Source organism: Streptococcus parasanguinis, assembly GCF_047463195.1.
In the GTDB taxonomy this organism is placed as follows: domain Bacteria; phylum Bacillota; class Bacilli; order Lactobacillales; family Streptococcaceae; genus Streptococcus; species Streptococcus parasanguinis_R.
In genome coordinates this window covers 38551-56744 of sequence record NZ_JASHEI010000012.1, presented here as the reverse complement: position 1 = coordinate 56744, position 18194 = coordinate 38551, and the positions used below count along the sequence as shown (strand labels likewise).

Annotated in this window: 15 protein-coding genes; 2 read left to right on the top strand and 13 right to left on the bottom strand. The window is 44.5% G+C overall.

Translation table 11 applies throughout. The annotated features are described in order from the left end of the window. Positions 1 to 458 (top strand): LPXTG cell wall anchor domain-containing protein (locus QM870_RS09680; RefSeq protein ID WP_414369416.1); only part of this gene is annotated, 458 nt, incomplete at its 5' end. A gap of 191 nt (positions 459 to 649) precedes the next feature. Here the strand turns inward: QM870_RS09680 and QM870_RS09675 are convergent. The 10 genes from QM870_RS09675 to miaA all read right to left on the bottom strand — a co-directional run bounded on the left by QM870_RS09675 (position 650) and on the right by miaA (position 10288). Next, a complete protein-coding gene (locus tag QM870_RS09675; RefSeq protein WP_303469665.1) occupies positions 650 to 1414 on the bottom strand; it encodes a hypothetical protein in 765 nt (254 codons plus the stop codon). 34 nt (positions 1415 to 1448) lie between these two features. Further along, the gene (locus QM870_RS09670; protein ID WP_414369414.1) at positions 1449 to 2834 is read right to left on the bottom strand and encodes a hypothetical protein; all 1386 of its coding nucleotides are present in this window, start codon (positions 2832 to 2834) and stop codon (positions 1449 to 1451) included. A 187-nt stretch (positions 2835 to 3021) separates the two neighbouring features. After that, positions 3022 to 4488, bottom strand: a complete 1467-nt coding sequence (locus QM870_RS09665) for a hypothetical protein (protein ID WP_272144574.1) — start codon at positions 4486 to 4488, stop codon at positions 3022 to 3024. A 242-nt stretch (positions 4489 to 4730) separates the two neighbouring features. Further along, entirely contained in the window at positions 4731 to 5135 is a 405-nt protein-coding gene (locus QM870_RS09660) for a GNAT family N-acetyltransferase (RefSeq protein WP_049491465.1), read from the bottom strand. Position 5136: 1 nt separating this feature from the next. Beyond that, complete coding sequence (locus QM870_RS09655; protein ID WP_118095361.1) at positions 5137 to 5847, bottom strand: class I SAM-dependent methyltransferase; 711 nt, start codon at positions 5845 to 5847, stop codon at positions 5137 to 5139. Between the two features lie 10 nt (positions 5848 to 5857). Beyond that, positions 5858 to 6613, bottom strand: a complete 756-nt coding sequence (locus tag QM870_RS09650; RefSeq protein ID WP_118095362.1) for an SDR family NAD(P)-dependent oxidoreductase — start codon at positions 6611 to 6613, stop codon at positions 5858 to 5860. A 1-nt stretch (position 6614) separates the two neighbouring features. Continuing rightward, a complete protein-coding gene (rnz, locus tag QM870_RS09645; protein ID WP_118095363.1) occupies positions 6615 to 7544 on the bottom strand; it encodes a ribonuclease Z in 930 nt (309 codons plus the stop codon). 3 nt (positions 7545 to 7547) lie between these two features. Further along, positions 7548 to 8177: a cystathionine beta-lyase gene (locus QM870_RS09640; protein WP_313790473.1), complete on the bottom strand. Its 630-nt coding sequence runs from the start codon at positions 8175 to 8177 to the stop codon at positions 7548 to 7550. Further along, on the bottom strand, positions 8161 to 9408 hold the full coding sequence (gene hflX / locus QM870_RS09635) for a GTPase HflX (protein ID WP_414369412.1): 1248 nt from the start codon (positions 9406 to 9408) through the stop codon (positions 8161 to 8163). The genes QM870_RS09640 and hflX overlap by 17 nt, the downstream gene beginning before the upstream one ends. Beyond that, on the bottom strand, positions 9401 to 10288 hold the full coding sequence (gene miaA, locus QM870_RS09630) for a tRNA (adenosine(37)-N6)-dimethylallyltransferase MiaA (protein ID WP_414369410.1): 888 nt from the start codon (positions 10286 to 10288) through the stop codon (positions 9401 to 9403). The genes hflX and miaA overlap by 8 nt, the downstream gene beginning before the upstream one ends. Positions 10289 to 10371: 83 nt before the next feature. On the opposite strand from miaA, the gene QM870_RS09625 reads away from it, so the two are divergent. Then, entirely contained in the window at positions 10372 to 10542 is a 171-nt protein-coding gene (locus QM870_RS09625; protein WP_003014881.1) for a DUF3042 family protein, read from the top strand. Positions 10543 to 10831: 289 nt separating this feature from the next. Here the strand turns inward: QM870_RS09625 and QM870_RS09620 are convergent, their stop codons facing one another. The 3 genes from QM870_RS09620 to rexB are packed head-to-tail and all read right to left on the bottom strand — an operon-like array spanning position 10832 to position 18081. Continuing rightward, a complete protein-coding gene (locus tag QM870_RS09620) occupies positions 10832 to 11149 on the bottom strand; it encodes a DUF4298 domain-containing protein (protein WP_155199780.1) in 318 nt (105 codons plus the stop codon). A 3-nt stretch (positions 11150 to 11152) separates the two neighbouring features. Next, a complete protein-coding gene (addA, locus tag QM870_RS09615) occupies positions 11153 to 14818 on the bottom strand; it encodes a helicase-exonuclease AddAB subunit AddA (RefSeq protein WP_272144588.1) in 3666 nt (1221 codons plus the stop codon). Next, positions 14815 to 18081, bottom strand: a complete 3267-nt coding sequence (gene rexB / locus QM870_RS09610; RefSeq protein ID WP_414369409.1) for an ATP-dependent nuclease subunit B — start codon at positions 18079 to 18081, stop codon at positions 14815 to 14817. The genes addA and rexB overlap by 4 nt, the downstream gene beginning before the upstream one ends. Positions 18082 to 18194 lie beyond the last annotated feature (113 nt).

Sequence of the window (18194 nt, the reverse complement as noted above, 5' to 3'; positions counted from 1 at the left end):
AGACTACTTCAACTACAACTGAAGAGCCTAAGACTACTTCAACTACAACTGAAGAGCCTAAGACTACTTCAACTACAACTGAAGAGCCTAAGACTACTTCAACTACAACTGAAGAGCCTAAGACTACAGTAACGACTACCGATGAACCTACGACTACTTCAACTACAACACCAGAAGAGCCAGAAAACCACAATAGTAGTGAGGAAGAAACAACAACTACGACTACAACTGTAGAACCTAAGACTTCTTCAACTACAACAGAAAATCCAAATAAACCTAGTCATTCTGGTACCACAACGACACCAAATGCGCCTGGTTCAAATGGTGGAAACAATGGTGGACGTCGCAAACCGCTTCTTCCAAATACAGGTGAAGTTGTTGCATCTGGACTTGTCTTCTCAGGAATTCTTGTCTTAGCAGGTGCTGTTGGAATCAAACGGAAATTGACTGATAACTAATAGTATCATTAGGAACAGTCCATACTTCTATCAACCCCCTAACGAAGAAACTTCTACTCTCATTCATAGAAGTTGAAACAAATAAGAGAGAACCGCAGGGTTCTCTTTTTTTATCCTGTGTTTCTTTAATAGATAACAAAAACAGCTCAGGGACCTTTGTCCTGAACTGTCGTTTTCCTATTTTATCTTTTTTACTGATCCAATTTCACAACCTGTCCATCCTTAACGTTGAAATGATAAGAGATGGATTCATGATCTTTATTCTTGAAATCCAGGTAATAGAAATCATAATCACCATCTGGAAGATCACTGGCATCCAACTTTTTAGCGGCAGCTTTTAAATCCTTTTCCTGGATCTCTTGGTCGTCTTCTACTGAGATCATCATACGAACCAGCCCCTTTTGAATAAGAGTGGCGTAGGGAATCTGGTAATAACCCGCGAAATCGTTCTTTCCTTCTTGCCTATTTTGAGCCGCCAGCTCTTCCAATTCTTCTGCAGCCTCCTTTTGATAAGAAGAATCAACATTGGGAAGAAAATGAAAATAAGAGAGAGTCAGGCCTAGATCCTGCTTTTTAAGCTTATCCAGTAGTTGGGCCTCTTTTTTCTGTACAGTCTTCTGCTCTGTAAAAACTTCTTTATAACTTGGAGTGGTTTGTCCATAGGGATCAGACCAGTCATTTTGTAAGAAAGCATGCACCTCAAGAGGTACGGTTTGACCGTCATAGGTTTTCTCCGAATAAGTAAAATCAACTTTATAACCTGGAATTTCTAAAGCCTGCCAGGAAAGACGATTAATTTTAATATCCCCATGCAGACCAACCTTAGCAAGCTCACTGCTGACAACTTCTTTCGCCTTTTTATAATCACTCGGTTTCATGATCTTGCAACTGGAAAGAAACAGGCAACATAGAATAAGTGGGATTCCTGCGAATAGTTTGAAATAATTGGGCTTCATAGCCTAACCTCCTTGCCAAATTCAACCTAATCCATTAATTTTTTACATCGTATGGGAACATTTTTTTAATATCTTCTTTCATCTTTTTATTAGGAATTTTCTCTAAATCCATATATTTGAAGAATTCTTCATCATTTTGAACGACATGAACCTTCCCATCTTTAGTATACTCAGCTGGTATGGTAAGGTTACCGAAGGACTGACCAAAATCTCTAGAGACCACGTAGTTCTGTACTTCATATAAGCGTCTCAGCAATGAGAACTCTGTAGCATCGTTACTTTGATTTAATTCCTTTTTAAAATATTGGAAAAACTCCTTTTTGTTATTCACATGATGTTCTTGCCCATCTTTTGAAAGCTCTGCTGGTATCTTATGATACTGTAGGACATCATACCATCCACCTGAACGACCCTCTGGAACTTTATAAAGCAGTTCCAAAAATGAAATATCAAAGTTGAGATCTTCTGGTCCAAGAAAGTATAGATAGGCATTCTCCCCTTTTGTATATTCTTCACCCCATTTTACAGTAGTTGGATCATTCCCTTTGCGAAAAATCGAATATACTTTCGGATAGAGTGTTTTCAATGGGATGTCCTTAGTATAATCACTACGATCTGTAAATAACAAACGTGAATGTTGGAGCTGCAATTGTCCTCCTTCAAAATTGTATTCAAATGGATGCAAGTCTTTGTAGCTTTCTCGACTTTCTTTTTGAACTTGTTTATAATCTTTGCCTGATGAGGTTTTCCAGGTGATCTTTCCACTTTTAACATTCATCAACCCAATTTGCACATTATAGTCTGTTTCGACATGGATATCTCCAGGTTCTACAATGTATTTATCTTTCTTATCAACAAGAATATTAATCGGAATGTATGTTTCTCCATCATCTGTATCCAACATTATAGAAGAAACTGAAACATATAAAGGGATATAATTTTTATTCATATCTCGTACTATCTTAAAAACATCATACGTTTTCTTCACTAAGCGCTTGTCCTTGGTATCATAGACATCAATGAGCCAGTACTCTCCCTTTTGTGCTTTATTTGTAGATAAATAATGAATTTTCTTACTAGAATCATAACTACCGGTTCCTGGTCGTGATTTCAATTTGTAACTTTCTTGTGCAATATACCGTTCGCTATTTCCACCGTCTATAAACCATATAACATCAACATTTGGATTGTACGAATATGCTTCCAGCGCCTCATCCACTTCTTTTTTATTCTCCCATTGAATAGCTACTGCTTTCCCACCTGCAATAAATTGGGAATCAACAATATTTGGACGAGGTTTCCAATCTACAAACTGTGAAATCTCATGCTTATGAATTTCATACTGGATGAACCAGCCTCCTGCCAAGATAACGAGTAATACAAATATCCAAAACTTGATTGATTTAAAAACCTTCTTCATTCTCTCTTTTCTACTTTCTGTACGCTTCTTTTACCTTATTTGTTCGTCAGTTTTCTTTAAAAGTCTTCCGACTTTTCCAACCGCATATGAATAAATTTTTTAATAATTCATTGATAACTGAAACTTCTTATCATTTCTTAAACTAATTAACTTTTACAATAAGTTGACTAAAAATTAGGATTCTTCTTTATTTTGGAATGACCCATTTTGCATCACCATAAACGATCGTAAATGGTCCATCCCCATCTGTTAAATAGTTAATTTTATATATACCAGATTCTCCTGCTTCAAAAACATGTGGTTGATCATAATTTAACGTACTCGTTAACATATGAGATTCTGTTCCATGGCCGTCATAGAGTTCGACATTGCTATAATCAGGGGCATTTGCAACGGTTAGATGAGTTGGATTTGAAATGGTAAACTGAACAATGATTTTGTGTTGATTTTTATTTTTATCAACAAATTCCTGATCGTCTTGAATATCTAGGTTCGGTTCTTCACGTACACTATCCAACGTTACGACTATTCCATTTCCGAAAACGACTGGCTCTCCAATTGCATATTTTTTGACTGGATTTTGTGGGTTAAAATCTTTTAGCTTTTCACTTACCTTTCCTTCATCGGTGACGCTATCAGTAATGATGGGCCAAAAGATACTATTATCATTTCCACCTCCAGATTGATTAGCTTTCTGCATTTGTTGATGAATTTGTAACAAGAGTGCCAAATTTTTAGTATCAATTTGGACTTGACCTTGGTTGGTCACCTCCATTTCGATCGTCATTTCCGTACTACCACTCATACTACCGGTTGAAAAACGCGCATTAAAATTTTCCTTAACTAAATGTTGTAAGATGGTAGAAAGCATTATATAAGAAAGATGGTCTCCTCGGTTGTCTTTTTCAGCATAGTTCTGGTGTAGTTCATCTAACCAAGCATACATGATCTCATTTGGATTATTGGGATCAACACTAGATCTGTACCCTTTTCCTCTTGGTAATTGATTTGGACTATAGACTGGTGTTTGAATTTTTAGGACTACCTTATTCCCCTTAACTGCATATCCCTTTAATTCGTAACTCCTTTCAGTGGGGAGAGCATTGGTCATTAATTTTAAATACATGGGACCATAGATTTTGAGCGGATATTTTTCTCCTAGATACTCAAAATAAGTATTTGAATCAAAGGTCCTATTACTTTCTTCTATTTTAGGAACAATATAGTCCTTCCAGATCTGGTTATACATTTCTTCCTGACTCATTACTCCACTAGCCTTGACTACTGTGTCCATTTCATCTTGGTCAATGTAAATTGCTTCAACTACTTGCAAAGCTTTTTGAACTTTTCCCTCTTCATCGAGAGGAGCTTCATTTTGTTGCAGACTATATTTAGAAATCCCGTCACTCGGAGCTGATCTCATATATGAAGGATCATGATCAAATGTTCTGTATTTATTACCACTCTTAGCATTCCAATCAAATGATGCAGCTGGTCCTGTCTTATCAAAATGAATGTTTTTTCGATCGATTTTCTTCTGTACTTCTTTATTCGAAGAACCTTGTTTTTCTACAGTTCCTTGTTTGCAGGCACTCAAACATACTGGTATAAGTACCGAACATAAGACAAGGCCCCATTTTATTTTCTTCTTCATTCCATCTCCTCCTGATCTCTTCCTCATTTTACCATCAAACTCCCCTTTTGTCAGTCAAATAGATAAGAGGCTGGGACAAAAGTCCTAGCCTCTCAATTATTTTTGGATTGTCAAGCAAGACGCAGTGGTTGAGTGGGCTCTACTACGCTGATTTCATCAGCTTTTACAGCCCTACTCAACTGTGCGGAGGTGGGACGACGAAATCGAATTCTAACGAATTACCGATTTCTGTCCCACTCTCTTTATTTCATATATATCATCCCTGTACAGGCTTGCTCTGAAAGTTCAACAAAGCCTAGTGACTGGTAAAAGGCTAGATTCTTCTCGCTACGTTCTGTGACGAGGAGCCGTTGATAGACATTTGGGAAGGTCGCTAAAGCCTCTGTTAAGAGTTTCCTTCCAATGCCTTGGCGCTGGTGATCTGGTCGTACCAAAAGGTCCTGTACCAAAAGGACAGAGTGGCCATCTCCTACCAAGCGAATGTAGGCGACGAGCTCTTTCTCATCATAGACGGCCAACTGCCAGAGACTGGCTTTGACGGCTTCTTCTAACATAGCTGGGTTCTTGGTATAATTGGTCCAGCCAACCGAGCTGTAGAGTGCGAGTAGGTCTTCCATCGCTGGAATTTCTTTTTTATAATGTAACATCTTAACTCCTTTTTAAGGTATAGTGCTGGAAGAAGGCGATATCTCGGTAAGGGGACTCTTGACAAACGGCCAGCTCCATCTCAAGCATAGACTCTCGCCAGCCTTCTTGGCCTTTGAAGCGGTTGTCCTGCAAGGCATAAAAGACTCGAATTCCTTGGTAATCCTTGACTTCAAGGGCTAAGTCTTCTACTGCTGCACCGAGATCATAGGCCTGAGCCAAGCCCATGGAGTGAGTTTCCAAGTCCTGACCTGCTAAGAGATCAAGCGCCTTTTGAGTATCATTTTCAAAGACGACTGTCTGCAGAACGCGGCCAACCTCATTATGCTTGACGATAGAGAGCAGGCCTCCTGGTTTCAAGAGACGAGTGAATGCCTTTAGAATCACCTTGCGATCCTCTACATACTCCAAGACATTGTGGCAGAGAATGACATCAAAGCTAGCATCTTCAAGACTTGCTAACTGGTCCAGACTTCCGACGAGTTGCTGGTAAGGATGGTCCTGGGCCCGCAAAGCCACCATTTCCTCATTAGGTTCCACAGCAAGGACCTCATTGTTTTGTGCCAGGTGGTTGGCTACAAAGCCAAAACCACTCCCGAAATCAAGCACCCGTTTTCCCTTGATGTCCTGTAATTGGGCAAAAAGGATATCATAATAGATCTGTCCCCAGGGTTGCCGGAGGTTCTCTAAATAGGCTTGAATATTTGCGGCCATCGATCTCCTCCTATTTGAAATTGAACATCTTGCTCGCTAGCTTGTCCGAGATTCGTGGGAAAAGGGTATAGAGCTTGTGGGTCAGGTTCAAAAGCCAAGGAAGATTGAGCTCACGTTTTGGTTTTCCAAAGTTCTTCACAATCTTCTTGGCTACAAAGTCCGGTTCCAAAATGTAGCGATCCACAGCTTTCACATAGCTTCCGTCTGGGTCTGCCTGATCAAAGAAAGTGGTCCGAATGGGGCCTGGATTGACCGTCGTCACATGGACACCAAAGGGCATCAGTTCCAAGCGCAGGGCATTGGAGAAACCAATGGCCGCAAACTTGGTGGCCGAATAAAGGCTGGATTTGGCAGTTGCGACGAGACCCGCCATGCTGACGATGTTGACGATGTGCCCCTTGCCTGCTTCCTTCATGTGCGCACCCATCAAGCGTGAGAGCTGCATGAGGGCAAAGGTATTGACTTCAAACATGGCATGAATTTGCTCATTGGTAATCTGGTCAAACTCTTCAAAAATCCCATAGCCTGCGTTGTTGACCAAGATATCAATCTGTCCATAGCGCTGATAGAGCTCTTCTACCAAATCTTGGACGGCTGAGGAATCAGTGATATCGATCCCGATGCATTCAGCTTGAGGATGACTAGCATAGAGTTGTTCCAGTTTTTCTTGATTTCTACCTAGGAGAATCAGCCGATCTTCAGGGAGGAGCTTGACCATTTCTTGGGCCAAGCCTCCACTTGCTCCTGTTATGAGAATGGTGCGCATCTTAGATCTCCACTTCTTCCAAATCTTTGACGACATAGACATTTTCAAAAATGCTGGACGCATCCTTGCGCAATTGGCTGATGTCTTTTGATAAGAAGCGAGCACTGATGTGGTTCAAAAGAAGGCGCTTGGCTCCAGCTTCACGCGCCACTTCTGCTGCCTGCATATTGGTCGAGTGACCGTGTTTCTTAGCAATCTTCTCATCGCCCTTGCCATAGGTAGACTCATGGACGAGGACATCCGCATTGACTCCAAGGCGGACGCTGGCATCAGTCTTTCTGGTATCTCCAAGGATCGTGATAATCTTACCAGGCCGAGGGGCTGAAATATAATCCGCTGCAATGATCTTAGTCCCATCTTCAAGGGTGACATCTTGTCCATTTTTGACCTGGCCAAAGAGCGGACCAAATGGAACGCCCACTGCCTTCAGCTTGTCTGCGTCGAGCGTCCCTTCCAAGTCCTTCTGCATGATCCGGTAACCCACACAGAAAATGGTGTGGTCCAAAGCTTCCGCATAAACCGTGAATTTATCGGTTTCTAAAATCTTACCTAGAGAATGTTCATCGAATTCATGAAAATGGATGCGGTAAGGTAGCCGAGAGCCTGATACGCGAAGACTAGTCATCACAAAGGATTTGATTCCTACTGGTCCATAGATATCTAGATCCGTCTGCTCTTCATTGGCCTGAAAGGCCCGACTAGAGAGGAAACCTGGCAAACCAAAAATATGGTCTCCGTGTAGGTGAGTGATAAAGATCTTGCTAACCTTTCGCGGACGAATAGTCGTTTCTAAAATTTGATTCTGTGTCGCTTCGCCACAATCAAAGAGCCAGACTTCATTGATCTCGTCCAGCAATTTGAGCGCTAGGCTCGATACATTACGGGCTTTTGAGGGTTGCCCAGCTCCCGTTCCTAAAAATTGAATGTCCATTGTCTACTTTCTATCTATATAAATCATGGCCGTCCGGTTCTCTGAACGGAAAGAAAGGTCGCCTGGGTAGGCTTGCGCTAGCTCGAGAAGCTCTTCTTGGTTATATCCTGACAGTTTCAAGCGTCCATCTTCCAAGGTCATCAAATCAGTCAGGGCTGAGAGGGCTTCTGTTTTAGTGACCACTTCTGGTTCAGCCTCTTGCAAGCAGATCTTATCATCTTTTTCAAAGACCAAACAATGTGGAAAGATCTCTGCAATTTCGAATAAAATGGCAGGGTTGATATCCTCTGCTGGATCTTCAGCAAAGACACAGGCTAGCTCTTCATTTGCGTAGGCCAAGCCATAAGATTTACCTGATAAATTGAGGCGGATAAATGGCTTTCGTTCATCAAAGCTTTGCTGAACTGTGAATAAGTCAAATACCCGACTCAAGTCCAAGAAATAATCCATGGCCTCCTTGGGGCTCTTCTTTTGATAGAGCTCTGCGAAATAGGCGTTGATCACACTTGGGGGAGGCGTAATCACACGGAGACGCAATTCCTCAGGGATTGTGCTTAAAAGATTGGTCAGGTAGACCCGATCGAGGCTGGTATAGCCTCCATATTTTATTGCTAAATCAACGTAATCCGTCATAAAATTCTTCCAACTTCCACTTATTTTTCTCTGCGATATAGCCTTTAATGACCTCGACATCCTCTTCAAATTCGCGCTGGTCAATGATCGCAACTGTTTCTAGATCATGTGTCCGATAAGATTTTGAAAAAGGAACGCGAATGGTAAAGGGAACAAAGAGTTCACTCAGTTTTTCTAGAAGCAAAGCCTGGAGATCCTCACGGGCTGTCTCAGAGCGCGCTGAAATCAAGCTAAAAGGTGTCTGGGTTGGAGTAAAGTCTGCTACTTTATCTGCTTTGTTGTAAAGAGTCAAACGAGGGATCTCCAACATATCCAGGTCCTTCATGATCGAAAGCACCGTCTTTTCATGCTCTTCATGATTGGGATCAGACGCATCGATGACATGGACCAGAAGGTCCACATTCTTACTTTCTTCCAAGGTTGACTTAAAGCTCGAAACCAACTCTGTTGGTAGATCTTGGATAAAGCCAACCGTATCGGTCAGCGTCACTTGCAGATTGCCTGTTAGGTGGATGCTCTTGGTTGTGGCGTCTAAGGTCGCAAAGAGTTCATCGGCTTCATACTGGCTCTTACTGGTCAACTGATTCATAATAGTCGACTTTCCTGCATTGGTATAGCCGATCAGACCAATCTTGAAAACAGGTGATTCCAAGCGTTTTTCACGAAGGGTTTCTCGGTTCTTTTCAACTGCCTTGAGCTGGCGCTCGATGTCGGTGATTTGATTGCGAACGCTCCGGCGATTCAACTCCAACTGACTTTCCCCTGGTCCACGAGAACCAATTCCCCCAGCTTGACGGCTGAGCATGATCCCTTGACCGACAAGACGTGGCAAGAGGTATTTGAGCTGGGCCAAGTGTACCTGCAACTTCCCTTCATGACTCCTAGCCCGCATGGCAAAGATATCTAAAATCAACTGCATCCGGTCAATGACCTTAACCCCAAGGATTTCTTCTAAGTTGACATTTTGACGCGGGGTCAAGCGGTTATTGACCACCACGGTCGTAATCTCATCTGCTTCGACCATTTGAGCGATTTCTTCTAGTTTTCCTGAGCCGACAAAGGTCTTGGTATCGTATTTCTCCCGCTTTTGTGTGTAGGAGCCCCTAACATCTCCACCAGCTGTTTTAGCCAGGCTCGCCAACTCCTCCATCGACATATCAAAATTGTCCATGCCTTGTAGTTCCACACCGACCAATAGGATGCGTTCTTGTTTCTTTTCTGTTTCAATCATATTGTAAAAACTCCTTTACATCTGCAAGAACCTGCTCCTTGAAGTGGGGGCCAGAAATGGCGTAAAAGGTCACTTCCATCCGATTTCGAAACCAGGTCAGCTGCCGTTTGGCAAAACGCCGGGTGTTGCGCTTGAGGATCTCACTGGCTTCATCAAGGCTTTGCTCCCCCTTAAAGTAGGGAAAGAGTTCCTTGTAGCCAATCCCTTTACTGGCTTGCACATCTGGATAATGGTCATAGAGCCAACGGGCTTCCTCTAGTAAGCCCTCCTCTAGCATGCGATCTACTCGATGATTGATGCGATCATAGATCAAGGACCGGTCATCATCTAGACAGATCAGATAGGGTTCAAAGTCCGTCTCTTCGTTTGCTAGGTCTTGGCCAAAATGCGCAATTTCAAGAGCCCGCATGGCCCGACGGCGATTGATCTGAGGAATCACAAGTCCTTGCTCCGTCACCCTTTGGTACAAGTCTTCATCCGACAGCAAGTCTAATTGAGCCCGATAGGCCAGAATCTCTTCATGGGGAACTTCACCACCAAGATGATAGCCTTCAAGAAGACTTTGGATGTAAAGGCCCGTCCCACCTGCAATGATGGGGAGCTTGCCTCGAACTGTGATATCCTCGATAGCCTGCTTGGCTTCTCTTACAAAATCAAAAGCCGAGTAAGACTCGGTCACCTCCCGCACATCGATCAAATGATGGGGAGCTGCAGCTTGCTCTTCTGGTGTCGCCTTGGCTGTTCCAATATCCAGCTTGCGATAGACTTGCTGACTATCGCCACTGATGATTTCACCATTGAGGGCTTGCGCCAAATCGATCGCAAGAGCCGTTTTTCCAACAGCAGTCGGTCCCACAATCACAATTATCTTGGTTTTCATCGTTTTTCCTTGCAAAATTCACGTTTTTTCGTTACCATATATTATAACATAAATATTTAAAGTTCAGAAAAGGAGAAATTCTCATGGCTAAAGGATTTGGTAAAGGTTTTGTTACTGGTGTTGCTGGTACAGTTGCTGCTGTCGCAGGTGCAGTTTACACATTCAAGAAAAAAGTAATCGAGCCAGAAGAAAAGAAAGCAGCTTTCATCGAAGAAAACCGCAAAAAAGCAGCACGTCGCCGTGTCTCACACTAATCAAAAGAAAAAGCTCCGGGAAACCGGGGCTTTTTTTGTATCTGTTAGTTGCTTTTACATTTTAATAAGTCAGCAGAAATATCCAATGAATTAGTCAAGTAATCCCACAATTCTCTATGTCATCATTTACATATTTTTCTTTCCGCAGTGACAAAAGTACCTGAAACAGGAGCTGTTTCAGGTACTCGGAATTATTGAGACCCTAGGCTCAATAATTAGCTATGGAACTTCGTAGAAGTTCGCTAGCGTCCGCCGTCACCTAAGGAAAGATAAAATATAAAGAATGAATTCACCGTTCTTTGATCATCTTCGTTGCGATCTCCAAGAGTTCGACTCCCATCTGAAAATGCTCGTCTAATAAATCATAGACGACATCTTCGGACAAGACACCACATGGTAGATCTTCTGGAAAGTCAGCCTGATTGGACAAGTCTAAATCATCAAAATAGGCCTGACTACTATAATAATCGCGCAGTTGGATATAGCTTTCTTGATGCTCTCTTAGCTGATCCACTGCTTTTTTGGTTTCTTCCAAAGTTTTGGCATAGTCATTCAAATAACCTTCCATTCTTTGGATCCGTTCGATGTTTTCCTGTGCAATTGCCATGATTTACTCCACTTTCACCACTTCTAGATGGGGGCCACCTAGAAGCACCAGGTATTTTTCTACTTGCTCTTTGCCATAAGAACGACGAAGAGCTTCTGCATAGAGATCGAGCTGATCCCGGTAACGTACGACCAATTGGCTAGGAACCTTGTAGTGATCTGTCTTGTAGTCAAAGAGCAGGATCCGATCTTCTAGCACCAAGTAACCATCCAAGATCCCCCGCACGACGAAGTCCTCTCCACTGGCTGGATCTTTCTTCAGCATGGCAAAGGGAGCTTCGCGACGGACTCGTGGGGCTTCTTTTTGAAGCAAGGCCCCCAAAGGTGTCTCATAGAAAGCAAGGATGGCCTCTAGCTTGATGCGGGCTTTGACCGCTGGCTCTGCTTGAACTTGCTCCAAGGCTTGACGCAGTGTATCCAACGTGATTTCTTCTTCAAGCGGCATGCGCTGCATGAGTTCATGGACAGCACTACCGACTTGGGCTCCTGTCACGGCTTTTTCTTGACCAAAAGTTGGAAGCTCAAAGTCAGGCGTCACAGTCTTTGCATCCATAATCTGGACGCCATTGGCATCCATGACTGGCTCGTAGAATTTCTTGATCTGACTAGGGGTACGGACACTTGGCAAATGAATGGCCGGAGCATAGAGCTGATTGATCCGATCAACATTTTCCAAGATATCCAAGGCCCGACGAATATCCTCGGACTGACGGACATCCTTGAGCTGATCCAGGCGGGAATCCTTCTCCTTCTCTAGCGGTTCCAGCTGGTCTGGTGTCAGGTCTTCGTCTGTCACAAAACGCGTGTCATAGGCCAGAGTATTCTTGGTAAACACATCTTGAATGGCAAAGAGCCAGTCCTGATAAGAGGTCCATTCTTTTCGTTTTTCCGGATCCAATTTGCCATTACGACTGGTCCCCCAATCGGTATCGCGCAGTTTGTCCTCACGGCCTTTTCCAACCAGATAGAGCTTGAGCTCGGCCCGCGTCATAGCGACATAAAGAAGACGCATCTGCTCAGAAATTGTGGCCAATTTTGTTTCTTCCACATTGCGTTGGTAGCAAGGCGTTTCGATCTGCAGGCGAATGGTTTCTGGAGCAGCTGGATTCTCTGTCTCAACCGGCAGGTTCGCTACATATTTAAAGCCAATCCCTTTTTGACGACTGAGGATAATCGGCCCCGATTGATCCTTACGGTTAAAGGCTTTATCCATATTGAGAATAAAGACATACTTGAATTCCAGTCCCTTACTCTTATGGACGGTCATGAGCTGGACGGCATCTTTTGGTGCTGCAAGAGGGACACTGGCCAAATCGTGTTCATTTTCGATCACCTTGTCAATCATGGCAATGAAGCGCGACAAGCCCTTAAAGCTGGCCTTCTCATAATCATTGGCCCGAAGCGTCAAGGCATAGAGATTGGCCTGGCGCTGGGCCCCATTTGGAAGGGCGCCGACATAGTCATAGTAATAGCGATCCTCATAGATTTTCCACAGCAAATCATAGAGCGAACGGGTCTTGGCAGCAGCTCTCCAAGTAGATAAAACTTTGAGGAAGTTCTCGATTTTAGCTGTGAGCTTGGCATCAATCAGATTTGCATGCTCTGCAGTCTTTTCAAGGGCTAACTGGACCTTGTGGTAGAAGGCCATTTGCTTTTGTTCTGGAAGGGTCTGCAAGGAAATCCGTGCCAACTCATCTTCATCAAAGTCAAACATAGGGGATTTCATAAGGGCTACCAAGGGATAATCATGCAAGGGATTGTTAATGGTCCGCAAGGTATCCAACATAACCATCACTTCCAGTGACTCAAGATAATGCGCCTGTCCGCTATCTGCCACAATCGGGATCTGGTACTGGTCAAAAGCTTCCAGAATCGCATCATTTCGCGTTCGAGTCGCCGTTAAGAGCGTGATCTCTTTAAAGGGCACTTTTTCTACCCGATGGAGACGTAAAATTTCTTTGATGACCAGGAGAATTTCTCCCTTGGAAATCGTCTCGACTCCAAGGGAAGCTTCCTCGTCTTCGGTCTTTTCTTCCTGATCTTGGGAGCCATCATAGAGCAAAAATTCTGCCCGATGTTGTGGCAAGGCCATCCGTTGCTTGTCGCTTCCTGCGACCAGATAGTGGGTTTGATTGTAGTCAATCTCTCCTACCTCTTCGTCCATCAAATGGCGAAAGACATCATTGGTCGCGTCCAATACCTCCACATGACTCCGGAAATTTTCCTTGAGGAGGATCAACCTCCCTTTCGCCCCTTCTTCTTGGTAAGCCTTAAATTTGTCATTGAAAATCTGTGGATCTGCCTGACGGAAGCGGTAAATGGATTGCTTGATATCCCCCACCATGAAGCGATTGTGACCATTTGACAGCAAGTCCAACATCCGCTCTTGGGTATGGTTGGTATCCTGGTACTCATCGACCATGACCTCATGATAGCGCTCTTGATAGGCTTGTCTCACCTCTGGGAATTGCTCTAAAATTTGAATGGCAAAATGACTGATATCCCCAAATTCATAAGCTTTTTCTTGGATTTTTCGCTCCAGATAAGCGCGAGCGAAGTCTCTGATAAAGTTCCGGAGCAAGGAGAGCATGGGGCCTTCTTCTTGGTGGAAGGATTGTTGAAATTCCAGCTGATAGAGCTGATTTTCCAAGTCTCTGAGGCGATTGATATGTATGGTTTTATCCTGGTTATAGGCTGTGACTAGGTCTTTTAGCTCTTCCTTACGGGCTCTATTGGTCAAGGCTCCCCCATTTGAAGCCCGACTAATCGCCACGACTGCCTTTAGGACCGAAGTCAGTTGTTCTTTATTGGTGCGACCTGTCAGGCTTCCAATCTGATCGAGCACTTCCTGCACAGCTTCCAAATATTTGGCCTTGCCAAATACTTGGCCCTCATTGGACAAATGAAAGGCAAAAAAACTTTCTGCTTCATAAAGGGCCTGCTGGATGCTCTCCATCAGATCGCCTTCAACCTGGTCAAAATCGGTCTCCTCATAACCTTTTAGGAAATGCTCTTCCAGCCATTTCTCCGGATCACTGGTCGACTGAAGAAAGTCATAGATCTGGTAGATCTGTTCTTTAAACAAGGATAAATTTTTGCGCTGTCCCGTGAAATTCTTGACCATCTGCACAAAGGCCTCTTGATTTTCCCCCTGGTAATAGCGGTCAAAAACAGCTTGAAAGACTTCATTTTGTAAGAGGCGCTGCTCACTAGCATTTTGTAAAATGCGAAACTGAGGCGCCAACCCAAGCAAATAGCCATAGCGCGTTAGGACCTTTTGGGTAAAGGAATCCATGGTTCCGATATCGCTGGTGGCGACATCTGCGATTTGACGGGCCAGGTGTTGCTTGAGCTCTGGATCATCACTCGCTTGCAGGGCTTTTCCAAGTTCACTTTCCAAACGCTCCTTGAGCTCCCCTGCTGCCTTGACCGTAAAGGTCGAGATAAAGAGCTCCTTAATCGAAATGCCACGCTGCATCTGATCCAGTATCCGCTGCACCATGACAAAGGTCTTTCCTGATCCAGCAGAGGCCGACACCAGGATATTGGTCCCCGAACTATAGATGGCATCGATCTGTTCTGGCGTCCGCTTTTGCTCTTTGGTAGAAGCTGCCTCTTGGACCTGGAGGGCCTTGATTTCTTCTCTTGTCAAAAATGCTTGTTTGATCATTTGTTCAAGACCTCCTTCATCTTCTCGATCCAAGCGGCTTTCACCTTTTCACCGCGTATTCCTTTTTGGTCTAGTTTGGTCAAGAACCGTGCCTGACCTAGGTGACGATCCGCTTCAAATCCTGTGATGGATTTAAACTGCTCCACGAATGGTGCGATATTGCGCCCATTTTCACTATAGGGATTGATGGCAAATTGCCCCTTGAGGATCCCTTCTGCTGCTGTTTTATAGAGATAAGCGTTGTACAAGAGGAGCAAGTCCAGCTCTTCCTTACTCAGCATCATAGCCTTGTTCTTATCATAGGCCTCGCCCAGATAAGGCGCCTGATCTGCCATAAAGAGCCCCTTGTACTGTTGACTTTTCATGGTTTGGTTGATGGCATCCTCTACTGTCTTGGTCTTTTTCAGATCCACCACAGGATCTCCCATTTCCAAATACATGGCTCCAAAAATCCCCTGCTCCTCTTGGTATTCCTTCAAATCCTGAATCGCAGAAAGATAGGTCGGCAATTGAGAATTCAGGCCATTAAAGAACTTGTCATAGTGGAACTGCGTCAGACTGGACTTGTAGTCCACGACTCCGAGGGCTCCCCGATCCCTCAATTGATCAATGCGGTCCACCTTGCCACGTAGCTGCAGGAGACGGCCATCGGACAATGGATAAGAGGTGTGGGTACTTCCGCCAAAGAGGGTCTCCTCACCGATGGTCTCGATCCCATTTTGCTGGGCGAGGACCCGCCCCGTCGTTTTCGCGGTATCAAGAAGCAAGTTGCGAATAAACTCGGTCTCTCCATTTTCTCCATACAATTGTTGGAACTCTGCTTCTTGGCTGGTTTCTCGAATCGCCTCGTTTAAACGCCGATCAAACGCTTGATCGGAGCCATCTTTTAATACTCGTTCAAAGATCCGATGCAAGAAATTCCCATGACTGCGGGCGTCTGGCCGGATCGTTTCATCCTCTTGTAAGCCCAAGACATAGCGCAGATAAAAGGCATACTGGTGCTTGTAGTATTCATTCAAGGCAGAAGCGGATAAGGTCAAGGCTTTTCCCTCTGGATAGAGCGCTTGAAGCGTATCCGACTGAAGCTGACGGCTCTTTAATTCCGTTGAAATCTGAGGAATCTGGATGCCTTCAGCGGCTAATTTCTTGCGCAAGACCCGTACCGCCACATCCCAAAAGCTGGCTTCTTCAGGAGACAACTCACTCGTAATTTCTTCTTGATGGAGTTCGATCACGCGCGCTAGGAGGGCCCGGTAGGTCCCGATATCATCACTCGAGGCTTGGGTTTGTTTGGTCGTCCACTCGATGGCAATAGGTTTCTTAGTCAATTCGACAAGGTAAGGAGAGACACTATCTTCCATTTCATTGACCAAGCTAGGGGCCGATAGGACCAGTTGATTGGTCGCCGCATTGAGGAGCGAAACCGCCACAAAGCGATTCTTCTTGAGATTTTCACTGGTCACCACCTGGAGCTCTGCTCCTTCTTGGGTGGCCTCATTGAGCTGCTGGCGCTCTTCTTCACTGAGTAGAGAGGTGTTCTGAGCAATCTTTGGAAAACGCTCCTGGGTCAGCCCGATCGCGTAGACATACGGCGCTGTCAAGGGTTCAATCAAGTCATAGGACTGAACCGTCACCACATCGACCGTAGCAGGAATTGTCCGGTATTGAGACAATTGCATCCCCGATAAGAGGAGGGCCAAAAAGTCATCTCCGGTCAGCTCTTGGTCCTCAAAGACCAGGTTCAACTCCTCTAAAACATGGAGAAAGGCCTTCCAGACCTGGTCATAGCGCTCCTGCTCCTCCAAGGCTAGATCCTTTATCAAAGCTTGTAGATTCTGAGAAAGCTGGGCCTCTTGCAGAAACTCTGTAAAGGCGGTTAAGAGATGGGTCACCTTTTGTTTGCGCTGTGAAAAGAAAGGAACTAGAGGTTCGACGACGCGTTCTCGGAGAGTATTGAGCTCTTCCAAATTAAACTTACCCTGACGATTGCTAGTAAAAGGCTTGTGAAATTTTGTAGCACCCTTTACTTCTGCAAAGCGAAGGTATTGCTCAAAAGCATCGACTTCTTCTTGCGTCAGATCACTGTACAGACCCGTTTTCAACAGATTGATGACGTCTTCTGTCTGGTAATTGAACTGCTTGATCCGCCCTAGCGATTCAATGACCTGAATCAAGGGATGGTGGACCATGGCTTCACTTCGTCCCAAATAAAAGGGGATCTGATACTGGTCAAAAATGGTCTTGAGCTGTAGTTGATAAGCTTCTACATCGCCTAACAAGACCCGAATATCCCGATAGCGGGCCCCATCATGAAGACGCTGACGGATGGATTTAGCAACAAATTCCAACTCTTCTTTTTGCGTATTGGTTTGCCAGAGTTGGACAGCTGTTCGATCTTGGTCCTCCAGCTCATTTTCCACTTGTGAAAAATCGTAGCGCGCTTCTAGCATGCGGGTAATACGACTAAAGGAGTCTTCGATCGCTTGCCCACAATACTGAGGCTGTACCTCAAAAGTCTTTGCCAGCTGGAGGAGAAAGTCAACACTGGCTTGGTAAAGATTTCCCTCTCTAAAGCTTGCCCGATAGGCTTTTTCACTGGCATAGACTCCGATGACAATCTCCACTCCTTTTCGGTGAAGGAGACTGATCAAGGCCTCTTCTTCCGCAGAAAAACGCGTGAAGCCATCGACAACGATCGCTACATCCTGTAATTGCTCTTCCAAGTGCCCTTCTTCGACCTGATTGAGGAAAAAGGCCATCTTGGACTGGGATTCATACCGGTGCTGGACCAGCATCTCAGAGACCGCTTCAAAAATCGCCAAGAGGTCCTCTCTTTTTTCAGCTTCCTCGAGCAACTCTAAATCGGTAAAATCCATCTGGGCCGTCTGCAATTCATGATAGAGCTGGACCAGTTGCTGGATAAACTGAGGATCCTTACGCAGGGCCCCGTAAACTTTGAGATCCTGCTCCTTCATCTGGGAAAGAGCTTTAAAAAATAACATGCCGAGACCGATATCATCCAAGGGTTGCTCCTCAAAGACCTGATTCAGGATGAAATAACGGGCCATTTGGGCAAAGCGCGTGACGGTAATGGCAAAAGAAGCCTGACCTTCTAAATAGGACAAGACCTTGGCTTCTTTTTCAAAGGAAAGAGAGTTGGGTGCAATGTAAAACACACGCTTGCCATCTTCTACTAACCCTACGGCTTCTTGTGTCAGGACCTGGGTCAAGGGGGTCCGAACATCCGTATAGAGTAATTTCATCCGATCCGTTCTCCTTTTGGCATTTTCTTGAGAGCTTGTTATCTTCTTATTATATCATTTTCACAGGAGGGACTAAAGCAAGAAGTCATGCTCCTCTAGGCCCAATATTAGGA